The organism is Cryobacterium sp. TS_SC_7 (assembly GCF_056156285.1).
Genome location: NZ_CM149589.1, coordinates 292,379 through 314,521, shown reverse-complemented (window position 1 = coordinate 314,521; position 22,143 = coordinate 292,379). Strand labels below are relative to the sequence as shown.

Genomic DNA, 22,143 nt, shown 5'->3' with positions numbered 1-22,143 from the left:
GCTTGTTCCTGGACCGTCACGGTGAGGACTATCGGTCAGAGCGAGCCGATGGTTAGCAGCTCAGTGACCTTTCTTTTCCTCTTTGACCACGGCGGTCACGGGAGACTCCGCGGTCTGGGCCTTCACCGCCGGCTCCGGGCTGACGGGCGTCACCCCCGCGACGATGTCGGGAATCAGCTGGCGCACCGCTTCCGGCTGGCTGGAGAGGAGCACGACGTCGACCCGTCGGTTCTGCGCCTGCGCCGCCAGATCGGCACCCTCGGCCACGGGTCGGGCCGAACCGTAGCCGACCGCCGAGACGCGTTCCTGTCCGACACCGCCGGACTCGACCAGCCGGCGGAGCACCGCCGTTGCCCGGCCCGAGGACAGCTCCCAGTCGGTGGGGTAATTCGTGGTCACGCCGTGCCGGTCGGCGTGGCCCTCCACCTTGATCTCCCGGGTGTTGCCGGACAGGATCGGGGCGACGGCATCCAGGACCTGCACGGCCTGGCTGCTCAGATTGGCGAGGTTGGGTTCGAAGAAGGCCTCGGAGCCGATCAGCCCGATGATCAGGCCGCGCTCGTCGATCGTGAACTGCACCTGCTGGGCCACGCCCTTGGCATCCACCGCGGCCTGCAGGGCATCCTTCACCGCTGTGAGGTCCTTGACCTCCGCGGCGGCGACCTGGATGTCGGTGAACCCGGTCATCTCGGACTGGGCGACCTTGTCCGCGGTGACGACGACACCCTTGGCCGTGTCGATCTTGCCGACATCCGTGACGCCGAAACCCGTCGCGAGGGAGTTCTTCAGTTGCAGGAACTTCTCCTGGTCGACGGAGGACATCGCGAACAGGACGATGAACATGCACATCAGCACGGTGACCATGTCCATGTAGGACGCCATCCACCGCTCGTCGACGTGCTCGACGTGCTCCTCCTCCAGCCCCCGTCCCCGCGTGCGGCCACGGCCGTGCCCGCTCATGCTGCCTCCGACAGGGACTTGTCCGCCTTACCGGCCTTTCCCGGCTTGCCTGCCTTGCCGGCCTTGGCCGTCGCCGGCGCGGGAACCATGGCGCGCAATCTCTCTCCGAGGAGTCGGGGCTGGCTGCCTGCCTGGACTGCCAGCGCGCCCTCCAGGAGCAGGGTCATCCGTTCGACCTCGATGTCGCTGAGCCGCTTGAGACGGTTGCCGATCGGCAGCCAGAGGAAGTTGGCCGTGAGCAGCCCCCAGAGAGTGGCGACGAAGGCGGCGGCGATCATCGGGCCGAGGGTGGACGGCGTGTCGAGGTTCTCCAGCACGTGCGTCAGCGAGACGACCGTTCCGATGATGCCGACCGTGGGCGCGTAGCCGCCGAGGGTGGTGAAGAACTTGGCGGCGTTGCGGCTCTCCTTGGTGGCGGTCGCGAGCTCGTCTTCCAGCAGGATCCGAAGTTCGTCGCCGTCGGTGCCGTCGGCGATGTTCTGCAGGGCGCCGCGCAGGAACGGGTCGGAAACGTTGTCGGCCTCTTGCTCGAGGGCCAGCAGTCCAGAGCTGCGCGCTTTCTCGGCGAGTCCGACGACCTGGTCGATGACCTGCTGCGGCGGCACGGTCTTGCCGATGAAAGCCCCGGGTACGGCCTTGAACGCCGAGATCGCGTCCCGGATGGTGCCGCCCGCGATCCCGACCGCGATGGTGGCGCCGAAGACGAGGATCATCGGGGCCGGCAGGAGGATCGACTGGATGTGGCCGCCCTCGATGGTGATCATGGCGAAGAGGGAGCCGAAGGCGATTGCGATCCCGACCAGGGTTGCCGGATCCATCAGATTCTCCGCGGGCGGGACGGAACCGTGCTGCCGGGCTCGATGATCTCGTCGATCGCATGCGGACCGTCGACGATTTCAAGCGAGCGGAGGCCGGGCCGATAGTCGGCATCCCGCGTCAGGTACGCCAGTGAGATGACATGGGCCCGGAAGCGGGCGATCTTCTCGATGATCTCGCTGAGGCTTTCCGTCACGATGAACTTGGCGCCGTCGACCATGACCAGGGTGGTGTCGGGGCTCGCATGGATGCGTTCGATCAGGTCCGGGTTGATCGCGAACTGGCTGTCGTTCAGCCTCGTCACAACGATCATGGCGTCCACCCTGGGTTCAGAACGATTCGAGTAACCGTCACGCCCCACTGTCGGCCGCGAGGCCGGGTGCGTTAGCTGCCGGCGGGAACAGACCCCCCTTCCCGGTCACGCCGCGCGCACCACGATCTCGCCCGGCTCGGCCGCGTCGCTGCCGAAGACCAGGTGCCGGGTGGCGATTTTGTCGGTGAAGAACCGGTCGTGGCTGACCACGACCACGGCACCGGGGAAGTGGATCAGCGCGCGCTCCATCACCTGGGTGCTGGCCATGTCCAGGTGGTTGGTCGGTTCGTCCAGCAACAGCACCGCTGCGCCGGACAGCAGGCACTGTGCCATGGCGACGCGGGCGCGCTGCCCGCCGGAGAGGTTTCCGATCTTCTGCTTGAGGTCGGCCTCGGAGAATTGGAACATCGCGAGGAAGCGGTTGACCGATTTGCGGGTCGCGGTGAAGGCGAGGCTGCCCGGCATGGCATTGACGGAGTGGCTGACGGTGTCGTCGTCGTCGAGGCCGTCGAGCACCTGGTTGTAGGAGACCACGGCGGCGCCGGCCGCCCAGGCCACGGTGCCGAAATCGGCCGTCTCCTCCCCTGCCAGCACCCGCAGCAGCGTGGTCTTACCGCTGCCGTTGGAGCCCAGCACGACGATGCGGTTGCCGCGGCGGATCTCGAAGGTGAGGTCGGTGAACAGGGCCTTGTCGCCGTAGGACTTGCTGAGCGACTCGATCCGGCAGAGCGAGTCCTTCACGTGCAGTCCGCCGTAGATCTCGGTGATGATCGTGTCGACGGGCCGCGGGCTGCGGGTCTTCTTGATGTGGGCGAGCTGGTTGTCGAGGCTGCGGCTGGCGGCCTTCGCGGCTTCACGGCGGTCGCTGATTCCCTCGGACTCGAACGCGAGCAGCTCGGACTCGTGCAGGAACTGCTGCTCGAGGGTTTTCAGGCGGAATTGCTTCTGCACCACGTATTCGCCGAAGTTGCCGGGGTACTCGTGCAGGTGGTAGTTCTCGACCTCGATGATGCGGGTGACAACCCCGTCGAGGAACCGTCGGTCGTGCGAGACGATGATGGCCGCGCCGCGGAAGCTGCGGAACCACGCCTCGAGCCACTCGACGCCGGCCACGTCGAGGTAGTTGGTGGGCTCGTCGAGCAACAGCACATCGGGCTGTTCGAGCAGGATCTTGGCCAGCGCGGCCCGGTTGCGCCAGCCTCCGGACAGCTCGTCGATGGCGCAGACGCGGTGGGCCTCGTCGAACCCGAGGGTGGTCAGCGCGGTGTCGATGCGCCGGGGATAGTCCCACCCGTCGAGGCGGTCCATGTCCTCGAACAGTTCGGCCTGGCGGTGGATCAGCCGGTCCAGTTCGGCGCTCTGCGAGGAATCCGCCGCGATCCGGGCGTCGATCGACGAAAGCTCCGCTTCGATGGCCTTGATCGGGGCGAACAGGCCGTCGAGCACCTCGGTGATGGTGGATTCCCCGTTCAGCTCGGAGAACTGGGAGAAGTAGCCCACCCGGATCCCGGGGTCGAGGGTGACGGTGCCGGCATCCGCTGTCACCTGGCCGAGGGCCAGTTTCAGGATGGTCGACTTGCCGGACCCGTTGCGGCCGATCAGGCCCACCCGGTCCCCCGGTTCGAGCCGGAAGAAGGCCTCGCGCAGGATCTGGGTGTTCTCGAAACGGATGCTGACGTCGTTCAGCCTGATCAGGCTCATTGCGGCCGTCCTCTCGGGTGGGGGTTCAAGCCCCGGGCGAGGCGGATCGCCAACTTTACCGTGCCGGCCGCCGGTTCACGGCATGGGCTCGTCACCCATGGCAGAGGCACCCTTGTGTTCGTCCAACCGACCGAATTCGGTCTCGAGAACGCTGACCAGCTTGTGGAGTGCCCCGTTGACGGCCGCGTTCACGCTCTCCGCATTGCCGGTTGCCGCGAGCGGATTCCCTCCGGCGGGACGCGCCTCGAGCACGCAACGGATGTCGTCGGTCGTCTCCCGGCCCGCACTCTGGTCGCTGAGGTGAACCACCACTCGCGTCAACCGGGAGTCGAACCGGGCCAGGACCGTTTCGACCGACGATTCAACCTCCTGGCGGATGGTTTCCGTGCCCTTGATGTTGTTGTCGGTGTTGACCAGGATTTGCATCTTTGCTCCTCAGTTGAACGTCGGTCATTCCAGTATGCGCGCAGAAATCTGGCGCCTGACACGATGCCGACGCTGATCATCCGCCCGGCGGCTACCGCTTCAGGTTGGTGAGCTCCTGAAGCACCTCGTCGGAGGTGGTGATGATGCGCGCGTTCGCCTGGAAGCCGCGCTGGGCGACGATCAGATTGGTGAACTCCTGCGACAGGTCCACGTTGGACATTTCCAGGGTTCCGCCGCTGAGCGAGCCGAAGCCGCCGTCGCCGGGGGCGCCGAGGGCAGCGTTCCCCGAGTTGAACGTGGCCCGGTAGGCCGACGAGCCGGCCTTCTCCAGGCCCCCCGGGTTGGTGAAGGTCGCGAGGGCGATGCGGGCGATGGATGCCTGGCTTCCGTTGCTGAACAGGCCCACCAGGGTGCCGTCCTTGCCGAGCGTGAACGACTGCAGCGTTCCGGCGGCGGAGCCGTTCTGGCTGCTGGCGGTCGCCGTGGTGAGACCGGCCTGTCCGGTCAGCTCGGTCAGGTCGACGTTGACCCCGTTCACCGTCAGCGCTCCGGTCGGCGTGAGGTTTCCCGCCGCGTCGAGCGTCAGGGCGGTGGAACCGGTGCCGATTCCGTCGCTGCCGGCGACGTCCCAACCGGAGCCCGAGCGGGTGAAGGTCAGGGAGAGCGTGCGCGCGGCGCCCACAGCGTCGTAGATCTTGATGTCGCGCACGAGGGATTCCCCCGCCGCGGCGTCGGCCGGCAGGTTGCCCACCATGGTCGCCGTGTTCGTCGCTGCTGCGGGGATCATGGCCTGCAGCGGCAGAGTGATGTTGCCCACCGGGCCACCCTCGTTGATCTGTCCGTTGACGCCGTTCCAGCCCTGCACGATCGCGCCGTCCGGCGAGACCAGGCGACCCTCGGCGTCGAAGTCGAAGGCGCCCGCACGGCTGTACAGCGTCTCGCCGCCGAGTTGGGTGACGAAGAACCCGTCACCGGAGATTGCGACGTCGGTGGCCCGACCCGTCGACTGCGCGGAGCCCTGGGAGAAATTGGTCGAGATGCCGGCCACCTGCACGCCGAGTCCGATCTGGGCCGGGTTTGTGCCGCCGACCTCCGCCTGCGGTCCGCCGGCACCCTGCTTGAGCTGCGACAGGGTGTCCTGGAACTGAACGGCGGACGCCTTGAACGCCGTGGTGTTGACGTTGGCGATGTTGTTGCCGGTGACGTCGAGCATGGTCTGGTGCGAACGGAGGCCGGAGATTCCGGAGTACAGGGAGCGAAGCATGGGTGCTGCCTTTCGGTGGATGCGAGACGGGCGGAGAAGCAGGATTTACGCGGAGAGGCCGGGAGTGGTGCCGGAGGTGACGCCGGGCGTGACGCCGGGCGTGGTGACGGGCGTGGTGCCGGAGGTGACGCCGGTCACCAGGTCGAGCGCGATGGTCGTGCCGCCCACGGTGACCTGGGGCACGGCCCCGGCATAGGAGACACTCGATGCGGTGCCGGTGCCGGTCGTGCCGTCGGCCCGGGTGTAGGTGACGTCCTGGCCGACCAGTGCGGCCGCGGCGACGCGCATCTGCAGGGAGAAGTTCTCGTCGGCGGTGGTCGACAGCGCCGCCATCTTCTCCATCATGGCCAGCTGCGTGGTCTGCGAGATCATCTGGTTGGTGTCCATGGGAGAGCTGGGGTCCTGGTTGCGCAGCTGGGTCACCAGCAGCGACATGAAGGCCTCGGAGTCCAGGGACTGTTTCGGGGTGCGCACGGGAGTGGTCGAGTACATCCCGGCCGGGGCGGCTGCTGCCACTGCGTCGATGGTCACAAGGTTCTCTCTTCTGGTGGTGGCGGGTCGGGGGCTGCGGGTCAGGGTGTGCGGGTCAGGCGAAGACGTCGATGGTGTGCGAGCCGGCGGTCCGCAGCACGGCGGTCCGAGATCCGGCAGCGGACGCGTCGGGTCGGGTTTCCCCGGTTTCGCCGGCTTCCCGATCACGCCCGGCACCGGTGCGGTCGTGCCACTGCGCGGCGGAGTCGGACGCCTGGTCGTCGGCCGACAGGGTGAGCTGGGCGTTCAGCCCGCCGCCGGTCAGATCCCGGCGCAGGTCCGGCAGGATGGCACGGAGCGCGTCTCGGGCCAGGTCGGTGGGGGCGAACAGTTCGACCCGGATGCCGTCACCGCTCACATGGGCGCGCACGGTGACCGGTCCCAGGTTGTCGGGGCTGACGCTGATGGTCATCACATGGTCGCCGTTGGCCGCACCCACCAGGGTGAACAGGGGGCGGGAGACCTGGCCGGTGAGGGGAACGTGCGGGGTGGGCACGACCGCCGCCGGTGCCGGAATGCCGGCGACGGGCGCCGCAGCCGGTGCCGGAGTGCCGACCGGGACGAGCAGGCCGACGGGGGCCGTCACGTCGGTGGCGGAGTCCCCGGGGCGGACGGTGACCGGAACGCCGGGCCCGGGCCGCGCGGCTCCGCCGGCGGCGGCGACCGCAGCCGGGAGTGCGACAGGCGGCTGCGTGGACACGACCGGCGCGTTCCCGAGCTGCTCGGCGGGCGCCGGCAAGGCGGCAGGCACGGTCGCCGGTCCCCCGGCGGCGGGCGTCGCCGGGGTTCCCGGGACGGCACCCGGGACTGCACCCGGGATGACACCCTGAATGCCGGCGGCGGGAGCCGCGCCCTCGAGGGCAGAAGCGGCGGCGGACACAGGAACCGTCCCGGCGTCGGCCGCGGCAGGATCCGCCACGACCGTGCCGGTGCCGGTGCCGGTGCCGGACAGCATCGCCGACAGAGCCGTTCCGGCGGGCGCGAGCAGGGCGGTCAGCGGGTGCGCCGCCGGGTTCTGCACCGAGTGCGGCTCCGTGCCCGGCTCGGTGCCCGGTTCTGGCTCCCCCGCGACAGAACCTGCGTCGAGAACGCGGTCCGTCCCCGCATCCGTCGTCGGCTCGGCCGGCCCCGTGGGCTTCTCGGCAGGCACAGCCGGCCTCTCGGCCGGTGCGGCGTCGAGCGTGCCCTGCAGCACAGCGGCGAACGACCCCGCTCCGGACACGCCGGACGTGTCGGAGCGGCCGGTGCGGGGAGCCGGCGCGACGGCGTGGGCCGGGCCCGCCGGCATCGTGGCGGCCATCCGGCCGAGCAGGGCGTTCACCGGGCTGCTCCGTTCATGAAGGAGGCCAGTGCGGCGCTGAGCTGGCTGCCGGCGGCCGTGCTTGCGGTGGCTGCCGGAGCATCCGGGATCACGCGGCGGATGGTGGTGATCTCGGAGTCGTCCATGTAGGCCTCGACCAGGGAGACCGTGCGTCCCTCGTAGGGGGCGTGGATGACCTTGTTGTCGCCGGCGTAGATCAGGATGTGGTCGCCACCAGCAGTGACGATGAGGTCGCCGGGCCTGGCCTCGGCGAGGGAGCCGACCTCGGTGCCGATCTTCATCTGTCCGGAGACGAGGCGCGGCACGTCTATGCCGAGTTCGGCATACACGGTCTGGACGAGCCCGGAGCAATCCATGCCGCTGGCGTCTTCGCCGCCGAAGACGTAGGGCACACCGAGGTACTTCTTCGCGCCGTCGACAACGTCGGTGCCGGTGGCACCGCCGGTCGACGGGGCCGCCGGCGTGACGGCGGCGGCACCCGAGGCAGCGCTCGACGCGGTGGCGAGAGCGTCGGCGAAGGTGTTCGCCGACGCCGCTGTCGTCGTCGCAGCCGTCTTCTGGGAGCTCGCCCCGGCCGAGAGCTGCACCAGCGTCGCCTGGATCTCGCTGACCCGGCTCATCGCCGCGATCATCGTCATCGCGGGCCACCGTCCACTGAACGGTTACGGTGCCAGCCCGCCCCGGCGATCTCGTCGAGCACGGTCTGTTCCCGGTGCAGATCCTCGGCGACGACCAGGGCTCCGTGCCGCCCCTCGAGCTTTTCGAGCCGCACCGAGTCGGCTCGTGTCGCATCGAAGGCGACCTGGGCCTCGCCCACGGCAACCTGGTAGTTGCGGCCGAGAGCCTCCATGTCGGCGAGCATGCTGCGGGCCGAGGCGCGGGCCGCGGCGATGGTGGAGAGCATGTCGGCTCCGTTCGCTGTGCTGGGCATCCGCTGGAGGCCTGCCCGGGCATCCGCGCGTCGGGCCGCGTTCGCCTGGGCGACGGCGTTGGCCGCTGCCAGGTCTCCGGCCGCCTGGTCCTGTTGCAGGTGCCGCAGGCGCAACAGGCCGGCGAGAGCGAAAGTGCGTGCCATCAGAGGGCCCCCAGCGTTCGAGTGAGTGTGGTCAGGTGGTCCCAGGCGTGCCGGGATGAGGTCTGGTCGTCCATGCGCTGCTGGAGGAATGCGTTGATGGCGCCCTCATGGTCGACTGCCGCGTCGACCAGCGGGTTGGTGCCCCGGCGGTAGGCTCCCACGTCGAGCAGGTCCTGCGCGTTGCGGCGGGCGGCGAGCACCCGGCGCAGCAGTCCGGCGACCTGGTTCTGCGCGGGGCTGTTGACCCGGGACGCCACCCGGGAAATCGAGGAGAGCGCGTCGACGGATGGGAAATGGCCGAGGACGGCCAGTTTGCGGTCGAGAACGACGTGTCCGTCCAGAATCGAACGGGCGGCATCCGCGATGGGCTCGTTGTGGTCGTCGCCGTCGACGAGCACCGTGTAGATGCCCGTGATCGACCCGGTTTCATCGGTGCCGGCCCGCTCGAGCAGTCGGGCGAGCAGGGAGAAGGTCGACGGCGGATAGCCTCGGGTGGCCGGGGGCTCGCCCACCGACAGCCCGATCTCCCGCTGCGCCATCGCCACCCGGGTGAGCGAATCCATCATCAGCATGACGTCGGCGCCGTCGTCGCGGAAGGACTCCGCGATCCGGGTGGCCAGGAAGGCGGCCCGCAGGCGCATCATCGCCGGTTCGTCGGAGGTGGACACGACCACGATCGAGCGGGCGAGCCCGGCAGGGCCGAGGTCGTCCTCCAGGAATTCACGCACTTCACGGCCGCGCTCCCCCACCAGGGCGATCACCGACACCTCCGCTTCGGTGCCGCGGGCGATCATCGACAGCAGCGAGGACTTGCCCACGCCGGAACCGGCGAACAGGCCCATCCGCTGCCCCTTGCCGACGGTGGTGAGGGTGTCGAGCACACGCACGCCGAGCTGCAGCGGTTCCAGGATCCGGGCGCGGGCCATGGCCGACGGGCTGTCGTGATCGATGCCGACGAACCGTTCGACGATCAGTGGCCCCTTACCGTCGATGGGACGACCCAGACCGTCGATGACGCGTCCGAACAGGCCCGCACCGGTGGGGACGAGGTGCGGGGCTCCGCCGGAGCGCACGGGGGCTCCGACCCGGATGCCGGTCATCCGGCCGAGGGGCATGCACCGGATGCCGTCGCGCGTCGTGGCGACGACCTCGGCGTCGACCTCCCCGCCGTCGCCGACCGTGACGAGATCGCCGATCGCGGAGTTCAGCCCGCGCACCTCGAGGCCGAGTCCGACGATCGAGGACACCACGCCGACCCGTTCGGGCCGGGACGCGGCCACCGCGGAACGGATTTTCCCGGCCTGCGGGCGCCAGCCCGGAGCGCGGGTAGCAGTGGCCGTGGCGGAGGCGGACGGGGTCTGCAGCAGGGTCATGAGGCTGCGCTCCCGAGCGCGGCCTTCGCGCGGGCCAGGGCCGTGCCGATCCGGGCGTCGAGGAACCCGTCCGGGAATTCGGCGATCGCGTCGCCGCGGGCGAGGCCCGCGTCGGCGATGAGGTCGACGCCGGCATCCGTTCGGGTGATCTGGTCGATCAGGGCAAGGTCGGCCGGGTGCATCCGAACCGCATGCGGGCGACCGCTGCCGGCGATGGCGTCAGTGCCGGGGATCAGGGCCCGGCTCAGGGCGGCGCGGGCGGAGGTCTCCGTGTCGCCGAGTTCGTGCCCGAGGATGGCTTCAGCCAGTTCCACGGCGGTGGCGACGAGGGTGTCCTCCACGTCCTGGAGCACAGGGAGGGTGCGCTGGTGCAGTGCGGCGGCGGCGGCACCGAGGAGGGCGACCGCCCGGTCCACCCGTGTCTGCTGGTGCAGCATCGCGGCGGCGTGCTCGGCATCGTGGAGGGCGATCCGGGCGTCGATTTCGGCGGCTGCCGCCCGCAGACCCGCGGTGTACCCGGCGGCGTGGCCGCGGGCCCGCGAGGACTCGTCCCCGGCGCCTCGCTCGTTGCGCAGACTGGGGAAGCTCACGGCGGAGAACGGCATCGACTGCGCACTAGACGACATAGTCGTCCTCCTCGGCACGCTGCACGGTGATGCTGCCCTGAGCCTCGAGGTCGCGGATGGCGCGCACGATCGTGGCGCGCGCCTCCTCGACCTGCGACACCCGCACGGGCGCCAGGGCCTTGACCTCGTCGTCGAGGATCTCGCGGTTGCGTTCGGAGAGATTGGTGCGGATGGTGGTGACCACGCCGTCGGTCGAGCCTTTGAGGGCGATGGCCAGGACCGCCGCGTCGATGCCGCGGAGGACCTGCTGCACATCACGGTTCTCGAGCTTGACGATGTCGGCGAAGGTCAGCATCCGTGACCGCACGTCCTCGGCCAGCGCGGGGTCGCGCGCGTCGAGGGCCTCCAGGAGGGCACGTTCGGTGGCCACATCGGCCCGGTTGATGATCTCGACCAGCGGCTGGATGCCGCCGACCGTTTCGACGGAGTCGCGGGTCGAGGAGACGGCGCCGACCCGGGCCTTGAGCGTCTCGGTGACCACGCGAACGGCTTCCGGGGTGGTGGTGCCCATGCCGGCGATGCGCTGGGCTACCTCGGCGCGGAGATCGGTGTCCAGTCCGCCGAGCACGGCTGAGGCGTGCCCGGGGCGCAGGTGCGCCAGCACCAGGGCGATGGTCTGCGGCAACTCGCCGTCGAGCAGGGTGAGGATCTGCAGCGGCTCGGTGGCGTCCAGGAACTCGAAGGCCTTGCCGGCCATCGAGGAGGCCACCTTGACCATGACCCCGGCGGCTTTCTCCGCCCCGAAGGATGCCTCCAGCAGGCCGATCGCGTAGGCGTGCCCGCCGCGGCCGGCCCGGTTGCCCTTGACCGTGAGTTCGTGGAACTCGAGCACGGTGGTCTCGGTCACGTCGGGGTCGACCCGGCGCAACTGCACCATTTCTGCGGCGATGTCGGCCGCCTCGGCTTCGGTGAACTGCTTCATCACCTCGGTGGCACGCTGATGTTCCATGCTCATCAGAACGACCGCCACCTTCTGCGTGCCGGTCAGGGCCGGCTGGGCGTCGATCATGCGGGCTGCCGGTCATCCATCAGGCCGCGCAGGAGCTCCGCTGTTTTCGCAGGGTCGCGCTGGGCGAGGGAATCGATCTCGACGCGCATCCGGTCGGCCGCGGGCGGCTGGTAGGCCACCGTCGGCGTGGGATCGATCATGATCGGTGCGATCGGCGCGGTCAGCGGGAACGGCATCCCGGGCGCGTTCAACGCGGGCCGCACCTCCATCAGCTCGTCGAGCTCGATCGCTTCGCGGCTCTGGCGGCGGGAACGGCGCGCATACAGGATGAGGCCCAGCACGAGGGTGATGACGATTCCCGCGGTGATGATGGCGATGCGCACGATCTCGGCGAACCGATCGGCGGCGGCCTCCGCCTCCGCCGCAGCGAGGGCGGCAGCGGCATCCGCTGCCGCGCCACCGTTGAAACCGACGACCTCGACGGTGACGGCGTCGCCGCGCTGGGCGTCGATGCCGGCTGCGGAGGCCACGAGCGAGGTGATGTCGGCGACGTTGAGATTGCCGACGACGTCGGCGTTCACGGCCACGGACACCGTCTGCCGGTTGATCTCCCCTGCCGGGATGGTGCGGGTTTCGGTGACCTTGTTGACGGCGTTGTTCTTGGTGGTGTCCTCCGACGTGAAGGTGCCGTCTCCTTCGGCGGCGGCCGGAACGGCGATGTTGTCCGGGCCGAGAACCCCGGCGGCACCGCCGGCGCCGCCGGCTCCCGAGTACGACTCGGTCTTGACGGCCTCGTTGAGGGCGGGGGCGTCCTCGGGGGTGGTGAAGGATTCCTCGACCCGCTGGGCCGACTGGTAGCTCATGTCGGCGGCCACCACGACGGTGGCGTTTCCGGGCCCGACGACCTTGTCCAGCATGGCCTGCACGGCTCCGCGCACGCGGTCCTCATAGGCGCCGGCCTGCTGGTCGGCAGAACCGGTGGCACCCACTCCGACGGCCGACAGTACGACGCCGGCGGAGTCGATGACGGCCACATCGGTGGGGGCCATACCCTCGATCGAAGCGGAGGTCAGGTGCACGATGGCCTGCACCTGTTCGGTGTTGAGGGTGCTGCCGGTGGCCGTTTCCACGAAGACGGATGCCGTGGGGTCGCTCTGCTCCGACGCGAACACGGTCTCCTCGGGGATCGCCAGGCGTACCGAGGCGTTCTTGACGCCCTTCATGGCCTTGACAGTGTTGGCGATCTCGCCCTCGAGCGCCCGCTTGTAGGTGACCGACTGCTGGAACTCGCTGGAGGTGACGCCCATGCTGTCGAGCAGCCCGTAGCCGCTCGTGCTGGAGGACGGCAGGCCGGCCGCGGCGGCCTTGAGGCGCTCGTCGTAGACGTGCTCCTGCGGAACCAGGATGGTGCCGCCGCCGTCGCTGAGCTCGTAGGCGACGCCGTCGGTGCGGAGTTGCTCGACGATGGTGCTCGCGTCCGAACCGCTGAGGCCGGAGAACAGGGGCGTGAAGGCCGGTTTGGTGGCCCACATGCTGAGGGCGGCGATGCCCAGGGCGAGCACGGCGACCCCGATGATGGCGACTGTGCGCTGCGCGACGGAGAACGAGCTGATGCCGCGGCCGAGGCGTTCGAACGCCGACGTGATCGGACGGGGCATCAGGCCTGCATCCTCATGATCTCGTTGAACGCGTCGACACCCTTATTACGCACGGCGGCGACGAGTTCGAGGGTGACCTGCGCGCGGGTGGACGCCAGGGTGGCGGAGTGGATGTCGGTCAGGTTACCGGTGACGGCCTGCACCGCGAGAGTGTTGGACGTGGCCTGCAGCTGCTGCAGGTTGTCGACCGCACCGACGAGCGCGCTGCCGAAGCCCGAGCCGTCGGTGCCCTGCACGCCCGGTGCACCCTGCACGCCCTGCACGCCCTGCACGCCGGAGAGGTAGCCTGTTCCGCTCACGGCCTGGAGCGGGTTGATCGATCCGATCGTCATCAGGAGCGTCCAATCTGGAGTGCGGCTTCATAGGATGTCTTGGCCCGGTCGACGACGGCGGCGTTGGCCTGGTAGCCGCGCTGCGCCATGATCAGCGCACTCATCTGCTCGGCCAGGTCGATGTCCGGACGGCGCACATAGCCGGCTTCGTCGGCGAGAGGGTTGCTCGGGTCGAAGGTCAGGATCCCCTCGGCGTCGCCGAGAGCGGCGCCGGCGACGTAGGCGCCCGTGGTGCCCTGGCCGGCCTGGGCCACGATGTAGCGCGCCTGGAAGGCATCCCCGTCGGTGGCGGTGACCGTGTTGACGTTGGCGATGTTGTCCGCGACGGCGTCGAGCCACTTGCGGTGCAGGGTGAGGCCGGAGCCGGCGATCCCGATCGCGTCGAAGGTCATCAGCTGGTCCGCATCGCGGAGCGCAGTGAGGTGAACGGACCGTTGGCGGCCTGCGTCGCGAACTGGTACCGCAGCACGGTGTCGATGTTGGAGAGGGTCTCGGTGTCGAGATTCACGTTATTGCCGTCGAGGCGGGTGGGCTCGAGCGAGCTCGCCGTGGTGGCGACGGTGCTGCCGCTGCCGGCTTCGACCGATTTGGCCAGGGCCTCCTCGAACGCCACGCGCTTGGCCTGGTAGTTGGGGGTGTTGACGTTCGCGATGTTGTTCGCGATGGTGCGCTGGCGCAGCGCCAGGCCGTCCAGGGCACTGACAATGGCGGTGGCGGTCACGGATTGGAACACGGATACCCGATTCGTCGGCAAAACGAGGGCGGCCGATCCGTGGCCTGTGGTCGAGCAATCCCTGCTCGTTCCTAGCTATCGGCCGGTGGCCGCGCTGCGTTAGAAGTTTCTCGCGAAACTTTCTCCCGCACGCCCTGCCGCACGCCGCCGGCCCGAACCCCGCAACTGTCGCCGAATCGGACGAGTGTCGCCCGCGCACGGGCAACACTTGTCCGATCGGGGAACAGTTGGAACGTGGTTACGGTCGCGGGCGAGGGTCAGCCGGCCACGTCGAGGTAGACGGCCTGGTCGGTGTGCTGCGCCGAGATGATGGTGTGCACGGCGGCGAGGTGCAGACCGGCGGAGCGCCGGGCATCCTCGATCGTGGCGATCAGGGCGATCTGGCCGGCGATCAGGCTCCGGGCGCGCTTCTCCAGATCGGCAGGCAACTGGCCCAGGTGATCGGGGGCGCGCCACTGCACCCCGGTGGAGAACCGCTCCCCCGGTGCGGCCAGCACGGCGTCGCGGGCACCGGAGCCGAGGCTGGACTCGAGCTGGTCGAGAACCTCCAGCCACGCCCGGCGTGCGTTCGTCCCTTCGCCGATCTGCACCACCTGCCTAGGCAAGTCCGTACTCCCCGCCGGCACGCTGCATGGGCTGGGCCGGCAGCAGGCCGGCAGCTTCGTGCCAGGTCTGCCGCAGCGGCTCGAGCAGGGCGATCGCCTCGCGGGTGCGGGCGACATCCCGATGGATGTTGGCGCTCATCAACGCGTTCGAGGCGTAGGTGTACAGGGCGAACAGACCTTCGCCGCCCTCCCAGGCGTCCACGTTGAGCGAGGTCGACAGTTCGGCAACGATCGCCTGGGCGTGCAGCAGGTTCTCGGAGGCGACCGCCCAGTCCTCGATGTTCTGCGCGATCTCGGCGCGGCCGAGGTCGAGCAGCAGCCGGTCGTACAGCATCGTCAGCAGGCGCACCGGCGTGGCCGAGAGCACTGCTTCGCGGTTCAACTGTGCGCGTCGGGCCTGGGCCCCACCCATCATGCTCATCACTGCCATCATCATCCTGTGCTCGAGGTCGGGAGCCCGGCAACCTGGGCGCTCAGCCACGAGGACTGGGCTTTCAGGGCGGCGAGCTGGGTTTCCAGTGCGGTGTAGGTGCTCTGCAGGGTTGCCCGGCGGGTGGCCAGGCTGCGGTCCCAGTCGGCGATGCGGTCGCCGAGGTTGCGCACGGTGGACTGCTGCCCGGTGATCTTCTGGGTGAGCTGCCCGTCGTATTTGTCGGAGGCCGCAGTCGCGGCGGCGGCTACCCGGCTGGCGATCTCCGTCACGGCGGCCTTCACCGTGGATGGGTCTTTGGCCAGGGCGGCCGCGAACTTGGCCGCGTCGAACTCCATGGTGCCCGAGCGGGTGATGCTGATGCCGTACTCCGACGGGGAGCGCCCGTTAACGGGCATCGACGCCGCCGAGAGGATGCGCTGCCTGGTGTCGCGGATGGTGCTGTCGCCGGAGAAGATCCCGGCGGTCGTGCTGGTCACCCCGGAGGAGTTGGTGGTGGTGCTCACGGCCGAGCGATTCGTGATCACCGCGAAGATGCCGTTGAGCGAGGTGACAAGGTCCGAGGCTGTGGTGCTGATCCTGGCGTCGTCGCGGGCCACGGTCACGCTCACCGGGTCGACCGACACGGCCGAGACCGTGAGCGTCATACCGGGCAGGATGCCGGCGAACGTGTTGGTCGCGGAGCTGATCTTCTGCTCGGCCGCGGTTCCGGCCCAGAGCGTGACCTCGGCATCCTGGGCGGCATTGGTCGGGGTCATCGGCACGGTCGTACCGGAGATCGCGACGCCCGCGGCGGCACCGGGTGCGGTGGCCGTGAACTGCAGCCGGAAGCCGTCGGCGCCCACGGCGACCTTGGTGGCGGTGACGCCGGCGCCGGCTTTATTGACGGCGGAGACCATGTCGTCGAGCGAGGTCGAGGCCCCGGTGACTGTGGTGACGGTGCCGTCGGCCTTGGTGAAGGTGAGGTTGGTGTCGGGCCAGACCGTGACCGGGCCGGAGACCGTGACCTGGGTCTGGGCGAGCTTGCCGACGACGAGGTCGAGCTGGCCGGCGGCTGCGCCGGCCGAGGTGGCCACGGTGACGCCGGTGGAGCTGCTGGTGGCGGAGTAGACGTCGAGGGCGGCCGGTTTGGCGGCCTTCGTGGCCAAGTCGGCGAGGGTGGCGATTTGGGTGTTCAGCCCCTGGAGTGCCGAGATCATGGTCTGGGCCGACGAGACCTTGGCCTTGAGCTGGGTCTGCGGAACCGCCTCGACCTGCATCAGCGAGTTGATCAGGCTGGTGGTGTCGAGGCCGCTGACGAGGCCGTCGATCGCTGTGACCATGTCGTCACCTCCTTCTCGTGCCGGGTCGTGCTGGATACTGCTGGGTCAGGCTGGGTGTGGCTGGTGAAACGTGAATGGCTGGTGGCGCCCGAGGGATGAGGTCCAGTTCATCTCTCGCTCACCACCAGCCATAGTTCACCGCGCGGTTTCCCGAAAGGTTCAGCTCACCGGTTTAGCGGAGGAGCTGCAGCACGCCCTGGTTGGACTGGTTGGCCTGCGCGAGCATGGCGGTACCGGCCTGCGAGAGGATGCTGGAACGGGTGTACTTGACCATTTCCTCGGCCATGTCGGTGTCGCGGATACGCGAGCCGGCTGCCGACAGGTTCTCCTTGGAGACGGCCAGGTTCTTGATGACGGACTCGAACCGGTTCTGGTTGGCACCCAGCTCGGCGCGTGCAGTCGACACAGCACCGATTTGCGTATCGAGCGCGGCAATCGAGAGCAAGGCGTTGGCAGAAGTGTCAAACGTGAGGCCGGCCACGACAGCGTTCACGCCGGTGGTTGCCGTTGTCAAGTTCATGAACTTGACGTCGATCTGGTCTGCGGCCGCGTCGCTACCTGCGCCAACCTGGAAGGTCAGCGTGCCGGTTGTTCCACCAGTTCCATCAAGCAGGTTCGTTCCGTTGAAGTTGGTGGACTTGGCGATTCTCGTGAGTTCGTCGGACAGCGCGGTGACTTCAGTCTGGATCGCTCCGCGGGACTCGGCGTTGTTCGAGTCGTTACCGGCCTGAACGGCGAGGTCACGAACGCGCTGCAGGATCGACTGCACCTCGTTCAAGGAACCTTCTGCGGTCTGGATGACCGAGATGCCGTCCTGGGCGTTGCGGCTGGCGACCGTGAGGCCACCGACCTGCGACTTGAGGCCCTCGGAGATGGCCAGGCCGGCCGCGTCATCCGCTGCGCGGTTGATGCGGAGGCCGCTGGACAGCTTCTCCAGGGACTTGGACATGTCGTTCTGCGTGGCGGCCAGGTTGCGGTACGTGTTGTTGGCCGCGAGGTTGGTGTTGATCTGCATACCCATGATGAAATCCTCCGTGATTGGGTGGTGAGCGTCTGGCCATCCATGGCCTGACGTTGAGAGCTATCGGCCTCTGACGAGACCGCGTTAGCCGTTGACCGAAAAAACTTTGCGGGTTTCCGAACCGGCGGAATCGACGCCCTCGGAATCGGCGTACGCCGCCCCGCTCGCGGTGGCCAGGCCGAGCATGGCCTGGTCGGCGAGCCTGGCCAGGTAGGCGCTGCGGCGGGCCGGCGCGATGCGGGACTCGGGCACGTACTCCACCTCGGCGTCGTCGGCGTAGTGCGTGCCGAGACCGTCGCGAAGCAGACGGATGGCCTCCGCCCGCTGCTGAGACACCGCCGAGTGGGTGATCCCCAGCTCGGCAGCGATCTCCTTGACCGTGCGGTCGTCGAAGTACACCTGCTGCACGATCACGCGCATCTTCTCCGGCAGCGCCGCGATGGCGGCGTGCAGGTAGGCGAGGCGCTCGGCGGAGAGCAGCGAGTCGCCGGGAAGTTCGGCGTCGGAGACCAGGAACTCGGCGGTGGCGTCGTCGAGGGTCGACACGGTGCGCTCGGAGTCGGTGAGACCGGCGATGGCGGTCTCCCGGTCCACGCCGAGGGCGGCGGCGACCTCATCGACGGATGCCGCCCGGCCGAGGGCGCCGGCCAGCGTCTGCTGCACGGCGCGGGTCTCCTTGATGCGGCGGCGGGCCATCCGGGTGGCCCAGTCGTTGGAGCGCATCTCGTCGGCGAAAGCGCCGATGATGCGGCGGCGTGCGAACGCGCCGAAGGGCACGCCGAGGTCGGCGTTGAAGGCATCCGCGGAGGTGACCAGGGCGAGAGCTCCGGCCGAGGCCAGGTCGTCGCGGGAGAGATGGCGGGCCTTGGCCCAGGTCTCGGAGACGAGGTAGCCCACGAGCGGGAGATTCTCGATCACCAGCTGATTGCGTTCTGCCCGATTCACTGCGAACTCCCTGGGTGCTTGATACCTACGTTGTGCCGACAGTGAGGCGGGGGCCTCGACTCTCGGAATTGCCGGGTAAGCACGGGAACGCATGAACAGAAAACAGGGAGGTGTGACGGGGTTTCGGGGCCCCAGGCAAAAAACTTACTTATCTGCCTGAGTTAAAAATAGAGGCCCCTCCGGGAGCGGTCAGCGCCGGATCGCCCCCACAACGGGGCAAATGAACCCCCAGAACGGGGCAAACCCGCGATTTTCGTCGAACGACCGCGAATCTGCACCGATTTCTGTCCCCCTTTCAGTGGACACGCACAGGCCCGGCTGACAGGCTGAATCGATACGGCCCCTTACCGGGCGCGCTCACCGGTCGATAGTCATGCTGTGAACCGGTGGCGTGCGCGTTCCGCGCGAGAGGCCGCCGCACCAGACGAAGGGCAGGTGGAGGACACATGGGCGCCAATGAACTATCAGCGTTGCTGTGGCGCGAGCGAGAGCTTCTCGAACTGCTCGTCTTCAAACTCGACGAGGAACAGCTGCTCCTGACCAACGGCAAGACCCGCTGGCTGCAGCAGGGCACCCGCGAGGTGGAGCAGGTGCTCGGCCATGTGCGCGAGGCCGGCCTGGCCCGTTCGGTCGAGGTGGCCGCCGTCGCCCTCGGCTGGGGCACCACTGAAGACGCCACGCTGCGCGAACTCGTGGCCCACGCCCCCGCCGGCCCCTGGACCGAGATCATGGCGGCCCACCTCAAGGCCATGGGCGAACTCACCAGCCAGATCAAGGAGCTGCGCGACGCCAACGAGCAGCTGCTGCGTTCCGCCGCGCGTTCCAGCCAGGAGACCCTGGCCGACGTGCGCACGAACTCCCACACCTACGACGCCCACGGCACCGCCGACCTGCGCACGACCGGGTCCCGACTGTTCGACCAGACGGTGTAGCGCCCCCATGAGCACCTTCGGAGGACTCAACACCGCGTACACCGGCCTGGTTGCCGCCCGCCAGGGGCTCGAGGTCGTGGGCCAGAACATCGCCAACGCCAACACCGACGGCTACACGCGGCAGCGCGTGACGACATCCGCCGTGGATGCCGCGGCCCGGCTCGGCCTGATGAGCGCCGGCGTGCGCCCCGGCCAGGGTGTCTCCGTCGACGGGATCGCCCGCCTCGGCAGCGCCTCGCTGGACGCCCAGGTGCGCTCCAGCGCCGCCGTCGCCGGCTACTCCGCGGTGCGGGCCAACGCGCTGAGCGCGGTCGAGGTCTCGATGAACGAACCCGGCGAGAACGGGCTCTCCGCCCAACTGCAGGAGTTCTGGGCCGGCTGGCAGGGCGTGGCGAACTCCGCCGACGACTCCGCCCCGGCCGGGGTGCTGCTCGGCCAGGCCGGGCTCCTCACCGCGCAGATCCGCACGGGCTATCAGGCGGTCGCAGCCCAGTGGTCCGCCGAGCGCGGCAGCGCCGACACCATGGTCGCCGAGATCAACGGAGCCGCCGGGCAGGTGGCCGAGCTGAATGCGCGCATCCGTCAGACGGTCGCCGGCGGCGGCAACGCCAACGAGCTCATCGACCAGCGCAGCCTGCTCACCACGACCCTCGCGGCCCTCACCGGCGGCAGCGTCGTCGACCGTTCCGACGGAACCGTCGACGTGCTCATGGGCGGCAACGCCCTGGTCGCCGGGGATTCCGCCCGGGCCCTGGTGGCCCGCGGTCCGCGCACCCTCGACGGCCCGAACGGGCTCACCGACCCGGCCGCAACCTCCGGCGCGGTGCGCGTGGAGTGGGCCGACCGCGCCGGTGCGATCGGTATCGACGGCGGCGAGCTCGCCGGGTCGCTCTCCCTGCTGGCCCGAGCGGATGCCGGCGGCACCGGCGGCGCCCTCGCCGAAGCCGCGACGGCCTACAACACCTTCGCGACGAACCTGGCGGCGAAGGTCAACACGATCTACTCCGCCGGCGACAACTCCTCCCTTCCGGGCGCCTTCTTCGGCACGGCAGCCACCGGTCCGGCCGCGCTCGGCCTGTCCGTCATCCCGACGACCGCCGCCGAACTCACGACCGGGGTCAGCGCGAACGGAGCCCTCGACGGCTCCATCGCCGACCAGATCGCCCAGCTCGGCGCCGGCAAGGCCGTGGACGGCACCGGCAACCCGGTGCGGTCCCCCAGCACCGACTGGGCGAACTTCGTCACCTCGCTGGCCGTGAAGACCAAGAGCGAACTGCGCCAGGCATCCCTCGCCGATGTCACCGCGACCACCGCGGTGAACGCGCAGCTGGCGAACTCCTCGGTCGACCTCGACGAGGAGAACGTGAACCTGCTGATGTTCCAGCACGCCTACCAGGGTGCCGCCCGGGTACTCACGGCCGTGGACGAGATGCTCGACACCCTGATCAACCGCACCGGACTGGTCGGAAGGTAACCATGTTGAACCGAGTCACCACCCACACGCAGATGCGCACCGCGCAGGCCAACCTGCAGACCAACCTGGCCCGGATGGCCGAGCTGCAGGAGCGGGCCACGTCGCTGAAGGCCATCAACCGGCCCTCCGACGACCCGGCGCGCACGGCCGACTCCCTCACGGTGCGGGCCGAGCAGCGGGCGCTCACGCAGTACATCAGCAACGCCGACAACGCCGACGGCTGGCTGACCACGGCCGACACGGCCCTGTCCGCAGTCACCGACCTGCTCAACCAGGTGCGCGACGTGACCGTGCAGGGTGCCAACACGGGCACCCTCTCCCCCGCCGCGACGGAGGCCCTCGCGATTCGCCTCGACAGCCTCAAGGACAGCATGCTCGCCCAGGCGAACGCCCGTTTCCTCGGTCGCACCGTCTTCGCCGGCAACTCGGATGCCGGTGTCGCCTTCACCCCCGGCTTCACGTTCACCGGCACCCCGACCGCCAGCGTCGACCGCCGCATCGGCGCCGACACCACCGTGAAGGTCGACGCCGACGGTGCCGCCGTCTTCGGCCAGGGCGCCGCCTCGGTCTTCGCCCTGATCGACACCATCGCCGGGGACCTGCGCTCGGGAGCCCAGAACGTCGGCACCCACCTCGCCGCCCTAGACTTGCGAATGAAAACCGTGCTCACGGCGCAGACCGATGTCGGTGTGCGCCAGGCCCAGATCCAGAAAGCCGGGGACACTCTCGTGCAGCACAAAGGAAACCTCGAGGCCCAGCGGGCCGGAATCGAGGATGTGGACCTCGGCCAGGCCATCCTGGACCTGAAAATTCAGGAGGTCAGCTACCAGGCGGCCCTCTCGGTCACCGCCCGGGTGCTGCAGCCGACACTGATGGACTTCCTCCGATGACGGCCGCCGTGTCCACCGGTCCGGTTTCCGTCGCCCTGAGCTTCGTGTCCCCGCCGCCCGGTCTCGACCCGCTGACCGAGTTCGCGCTCACCGAGATTTCCGGCGCGGACGGCCTGTTCACCCTCGAGTCCGCCGACAACCAGCGCACCCGGATGTTCGTGCTCGACGCCTCCGTCTACCTGCCCGACTACTCCCCCGTGATCAGTGACGACCATGCGGCGGCCCTCGACCTGGCCGGTCCGGAGGACGCCCTGCTGCTCGTGGTGACGAACCCCGGCGAAGACGGCACCACCGTGAACCTGATGGCCCCGATCGTGGTCAACTCCGGCACCGGCCGTTGCGCCCAGATCATCCTCGACGGCCAGGACTGGCCGCTGCGTGCCGAGCTGGGTGCCCGCTCGGCCTGAGCCGGCTGTCGGCGGTCGACTCGGCCGATCAGAGGTCCG

The 22,143-nt window shown here is 69.2% G+C and carries 26 protein-coding genes; 4 read left to right on the top strand and 22 right to left on the bottom strand.

What is annotated here, in order from left to right; genetic code table 11:
* Window positions 1-60: 60 nt before the first annotated feature.
* The 22 genes from AC0J5J_RS01420 to AC0J5J_RS01315 all read right to left on the bottom strand — a co-directional run bounded on the left by AC0J5J_RS01420 (window position 61) and on the right by AC0J5J_RS01315 (window position 18,401).
* Window positions 61-960, bottom strand: coding sequence for an OmpA/MotB family protein (locus AC0J5J_RS01420; protein WP_474899119.1), 900 nt, complete (start codon window positions 958-960; stop codon window positions 61-63).
* Window positions 957-1,778: a motility protein A gene (locus AC0J5J_RS01415; RefSeq protein WP_474899118.1), complete on the bottom strand. Its 822-nt coding sequence runs from the start codon at window positions 1,776-1,778 to the stop codon at window positions 957-959. Before AC0J5J_RS01415 ends, AC0J5J_RS01420 begins: the two co-directional genes overlap by 4 nt.
* Entirely contained in the window at window positions 1,778-2,089 is a 312-nt protein-coding gene (locus AC0J5J_RS01410) for a flagellar FlbD family protein (RefSeq protein ID WP_474899116.1), read from the bottom strand. The genes AC0J5J_RS01415 and AC0J5J_RS01410 overlap by 1 nt, the downstream gene beginning before the upstream one ends.
* 105 nt (window positions 2,090-2,194) lie before the next feature.
* Window positions 2,195-3,790: an ABC-F family ATP-binding cassette domain-containing protein gene (locus AC0J5J_RS01405; protein WP_474899115.1), complete on the bottom strand. Its 1,596-nt coding sequence runs from the start codon at window positions 3,788-3,790 to the stop codon at window positions 2,195-2,197.
* 75 nt (window positions 3,791-3,865) lie between these two features.
* A complete protein-coding gene (locus AC0J5J_RS01400; protein ID WP_134422977.1) occupies window positions 3,866-4,216 on the bottom strand; it encodes an HPF/RaiA family ribosome-associated protein in 351 nt (116 codons plus the stop codon).
* A 91-nt stretch (window positions 4,217-4,307) separates the two neighbouring features.
* Window positions 4,308-5,480 (bottom strand): flagellar hook protein FlgE, encoded by a 1,173-nt coding sequence (locus tag AC0J5J_RS01395; RefSeq protein ID WP_134422975.1) that lies wholly within the window; start codon window positions 5,478-5,480, stop codon window positions 4,308-4,310.
* Between the two features lie 45 nt (window positions 5,481-5,525).
* Entirely contained in the window at window positions 5,526-6,011 is a 486-nt protein-coding gene (locus AC0J5J_RS01390) for a flagellar hook capping FlgD N-terminal domain-containing protein (protein WP_474899114.1), read from the bottom strand.
* A gap of 55 nt (window positions 6,012-6,066) precedes the next feature.
* Window positions 6,067-7,332 (bottom strand): flagellar hook-length control protein FliK, encoded by a 1,266-nt coding sequence (locus AC0J5J_RS01385; protein WP_474899112.1) that lies wholly within the window; start codon window positions 7,330-7,332, stop codon window positions 6,067-6,069.
* A complete protein-coding gene (locus AC0J5J_RS01380) occupies window positions 7,329-7,970 on the bottom strand; it encodes a C40 family peptidase (RefSeq protein ID WP_474899111.1) in 642 nt (213 codons plus the stop codon). The genes AC0J5J_RS01385 and AC0J5J_RS01380 overlap by 4 nt, the downstream gene beginning before the upstream one ends.
* Entirely contained in the window at window positions 7,967-8,407 is a 441-nt protein-coding gene (locus tag AC0J5J_RS01375) for a hypothetical protein (RefSeq protein WP_134422969.1), read from the bottom strand. The genes AC0J5J_RS01380 and AC0J5J_RS01375 overlap by 4 nt, the downstream gene beginning before the upstream one ends.
* Window positions 8,407-9,780 (bottom strand): FliI/YscN family ATPase, encoded by a 1,374-nt coding sequence (locus AC0J5J_RS01370; RefSeq protein WP_474899109.1) that lies wholly within the window; start codon window positions 9,778-9,780, stop codon window positions 8,407-8,409. Before AC0J5J_RS01370 ends, AC0J5J_RS01375 begins: the two co-directional genes overlap by 1 nt.
* On the bottom strand, window positions 9,777-10,406 hold the full coding sequence (locus AC0J5J_RS01365) for a FliH/SctL family protein (protein ID WP_134422965.1): 630 nt from the start codon (window positions 10,404-10,406) through the stop codon (window positions 9,777-9,779). Before AC0J5J_RS01365 ends, AC0J5J_RS01370 begins: the two co-directional genes overlap by 4 nt.
* Window positions 10,396-11,415, bottom strand: a complete 1,020-nt coding sequence (gene fliG, locus AC0J5J_RS01360) for a flagellar motor switch protein FliG (protein WP_134422963.1) — start codon at window positions 11,413-11,415, stop codon at window positions 10,396-10,398. The genes AC0J5J_RS01365 and fliG overlap by 11 nt, the downstream gene beginning before the upstream one ends.
* A complete protein-coding gene (fliF, locus tag AC0J5J_RS01355; protein ID WP_134422961.1) occupies window positions 11,412-13,013 on the bottom strand; it encodes a flagellar basal-body MS-ring/collar protein FliF in 1,602 nt (533 codons plus the stop codon). The genes fliG and fliF overlap by 4 nt, the downstream gene beginning before the upstream one ends.
* Window positions 13,013-13,345 (bottom strand): flagellar hook-basal body complex protein FliE, encoded by a 333-nt coding sequence (gene fliE / locus AC0J5J_RS01350; protein WP_474899108.1) that lies wholly within the window; start codon window positions 13,343-13,345, stop codon window positions 13,013-13,015. Before fliE ends, fliF begins: the two co-directional genes overlap by 1 nt.
* Entirely contained in the window at window positions 13,345-13,737 is a 393-nt protein-coding gene (locus AC0J5J_RS01345; RefSeq protein ID WP_134422957.1) for a flagellar basal body rod protein FlgC, read from the bottom strand. Before AC0J5J_RS01345 ends, fliE begins: the two co-directional genes overlap by 1 nt.
* A complete protein-coding gene (locus AC0J5J_RS01340; protein ID WP_134422955.1) occupies window positions 13,737-14,078 on the bottom strand; it encodes a flagellar basal body rod protein FlgB in 342 nt (113 codons plus the stop codon). Before AC0J5J_RS01340 ends, AC0J5J_RS01345 begins: the two co-directional genes overlap by 1 nt.
* A 257-nt stretch (window positions 14,079-14,335) precedes the next feature.
* The gene (locus AC0J5J_RS01335; RefSeq protein ID WP_134422953.1) at window positions 14,336-14,683 is read right to left on the bottom strand and encodes a hypothetical protein; all 348 of its coding nucleotides are present in this window, start codon (window positions 14,681-14,683) and stop codon (window positions 14,336-14,338) included.
* Window positions 14,676-15,113, bottom strand: a complete 438-nt coding sequence (fliS, locus tag AC0J5J_RS01330) for a flagellar export chaperone FliS (RefSeq protein ID WP_338145413.1) — start codon at window positions 15,111-15,113, stop codon at window positions 14,676-14,678. The genes AC0J5J_RS01335 and fliS overlap by 8 nt, the downstream gene beginning before the upstream one ends.
* Window positions 15,114-15,115: 2 nt before the next feature.
* Window positions 15,116-16,435: a flagellar filament capping protein FliD gene (gene fliD / locus AC0J5J_RS01325; protein WP_474899107.1), complete on the bottom strand. Its 1,320-nt coding sequence runs from the start codon at window positions 16,433-16,435 to the stop codon at window positions 15,116-15,118.
* A gap of 172 nt (window positions 16,436-16,607) precedes the next feature.
* The gene (locus AC0J5J_RS01320) at window positions 16,608-17,456 is read right to left on the bottom strand and encodes a flagellin N-terminal helical domain-containing protein (RefSeq protein ID WP_474899105.1); all 849 of its coding nucleotides are present in this window, start codon (window positions 17,454-17,456) and stop codon (window positions 16,608-16,610) included.
* A gap of 84 nt (window positions 17,457-17,540) precedes the next feature.
* Complete coding sequence (locus AC0J5J_RS01315; protein WP_134422949.1) at window positions 17,541-18,401, bottom strand: sigma-70 family RNA polymerase sigma factor; 861 nt, start codon at window positions 18,399-18,401, stop codon at window positions 17,541-17,543.
* A 446-nt stretch (window positions 18,402-18,847) separates the two neighbouring features.
* Here AC0J5J_RS01315 and AC0J5J_RS01310 point away from each other — a divergent pair, with 446 nt between their 5' ends.
* Genes AC0J5J_RS01310 through AC0J5J_RS01295 form a run of 4 tightly spaced genes read left to right on the top strand, consistent with a single transcriptional unit; the run spans window position 18,848 to window position 22,104 of the window.
* Complete coding sequence (locus tag AC0J5J_RS01310) at window positions 18,848-19,333, top strand: flagellar protein FlgN (protein ID WP_134422947.1); 486 nt, start codon at window positions 18,848-18,850, stop codon at window positions 19,331-19,333.
* Window positions 19,334-19,340: 7 nt separating this feature from the next.
* Window positions 19,341-20,807 carry a flagellar hook-associated protein FlgK gene (flgK, locus tag AC0J5J_RS01305; protein WP_474899103.1) on the top strand — a complete coding sequence of 489 codons (1,467 nt, stop codon included), beginning with the start codon at window positions 19,341-19,343 and terminating at the stop codon, window positions 20,805-20,807.
* A gap of 2 nt (window positions 20,808-20,809) precedes the next feature.
* Window positions 20,810-21,697, top strand: a complete 888-nt coding sequence (gene flgL / locus AC0J5J_RS01300; protein WP_474899101.1) for a flagellar hook-associated protein FlgL — start codon at window positions 20,810-20,812, stop codon at window positions 21,695-21,697.
* Complete coding sequence (locus AC0J5J_RS01295) at window positions 21,694-22,104, top strand: flagellar assembly protein FliW (protein ID WP_474899099.1); 411 nt, start codon at window positions 21,694-21,696, stop codon at window positions 22,102-22,104. The genes flgL and AC0J5J_RS01295 overlap by 4 nt, the downstream gene beginning before the upstream one ends.
* The last annotated feature ends 39 nt before the right edge of the window (window positions 22,105-22,143 follow it).

Bases quoted from the DNA above. Each gene is read 5' to 3' on its own strand.
- AC0J5J_RS01320 (WP_474899105.1), bottom strand. From the start codon at position 17,456: ATGGGTATGCAGATCAACACCAACCTCGCGGCCAACAACACGTACCGC.
- AC0J5J_RS01400 (WP_134422977.1), bottom strand. From the start codon at position 4,216: ATGCAAATCCTGGTCAACACCGACAACAACATCAAGGGCACGGAAACC.
- AC0J5J_RS01410 (WP_474899116.1), bottom strand. From the start codon at position 2,089: ATGATCGTTGTGACGAGGCTGAACGACAGCCAGTTCGCGATCAACCCG.
- fliD (WP_474899107.1), bottom strand. From the start codon at position 16,435: ATGGTCACAGCGATCGACGGCCTCGTCAGCGGCCTCGACACCACCAGC.
- AC0J5J_RS01365 (WP_134422965.1), bottom strand. From the start codon at position 10,406: ATGTCGTCTAGTGCGCAGTCGATGCCGTTCTCCGCCGTGAGCTTCCCC.
- AC0J5J_RS01395 (WP_134422975.1), bottom strand. From the start codon at position 5,480: ATGCTTCGCTCCCTGTACTCCGGAATCTCCGGCCTCCGTTCGCACCAG.
- fliG (WP_134422963.1), bottom strand. From the start codon at position 11,415: ATGATCGACGCCCAGCCGGCCCTGACCGGCACGCAGAAGGTGGCGGTC.
- AC0J5J_RS01405 (WP_474899115.1), bottom strand. From the start codon at position 3,790: ATGAGCCTGATCAGGCTGAACGACGTCAGCATCCGTTTCGAGAACACC.
- AC0J5J_RS01380 (WP_474899111.1), bottom strand. From the start codon at position 7,970: ATGACGATGATCGCGGCGATGAGCCGGGTCAGCGAGATCCAGGCGACG.
- AC0J5J_RS01415 (WP_474899118.1), bottom strand. From the start codon at position 1,778: ATGGATCCGGCAACCCTGGTCGGGATCGCAATCGCCTTCGGCTCCCTC.
- AC0J5J_RS01370 (WP_474899109.1), bottom strand. From the start codon at position 9,780: ATGACCCTGCTGCAGACCCCGTCCGCCTCCGCCACGGCCACTGCTACC.
- AC0J5J_RS01310 (WP_134422947.1), top strand. From the start codon at position 18,848: ATGGGCGCCAATGAACTATCAGCGTTGCTGTGGCGCGAGCGAGAGCTT.
- flgK (WP_474899103.1), top strand. From the start codon at position 19,341: ATGAGCACCTTCGGAGGACTCAACACCGCGTACACCGGCCTGGTTGCC.
- AC0J5J_RS01345 (WP_134422957.1), bottom strand. From the start codon at position 13,737: ATGACCTTCGACGCGATCGGGATCGCCGGCTCCGGCCTCACCCTGCAC.
- AC0J5J_RS01420 (WP_474899119.1), bottom strand. From the start codon at position 960: ATGAGCGGGCACGGCCGTGGCCGCACGCGGGGACGGGGGCTGGAGGAG.
- flgL (WP_474899101.1), top strand. From the start codon at position 20,810: ATGTTGAACCGAGTCACCACCCACACGCAGATGCGCACCGCGCAGGCC.
- fliS (WP_338145413.1), bottom strand. From the start codon at position 15,113: ATGGCAGTGATGAGCATGATGGGTGGGGCCCAGGCCCGACGCGCACAG.
- fliE (WP_474899108.1), bottom strand. From the start codon at position 13,345: ATGACGATCGGATCGATCAACCCGCTCCAGGCCGTGAGCGGAACAGGC.
- fliF (WP_134422961.1), bottom strand. From the start codon at position 13,013: ATGCCCCGTCCGATCACGTCGGCGTTCGAACGCCTCGGCCGCGGCATC.
- AC0J5J_RS01295 (WP_474899099.1), top strand. From the start codon at position 21,694: ATGACGGCCGCCGTGTCCACCGGTCCGGTTTCCGTCGCCCTGAGCTTC.
- AC0J5J_RS01375 (WP_134422969.1), bottom strand. From the start codon at position 8,407: ATGGCACGCACTTTCGCTCTCGCCGGCCTGTTGCGCCTGCGGCACCTG.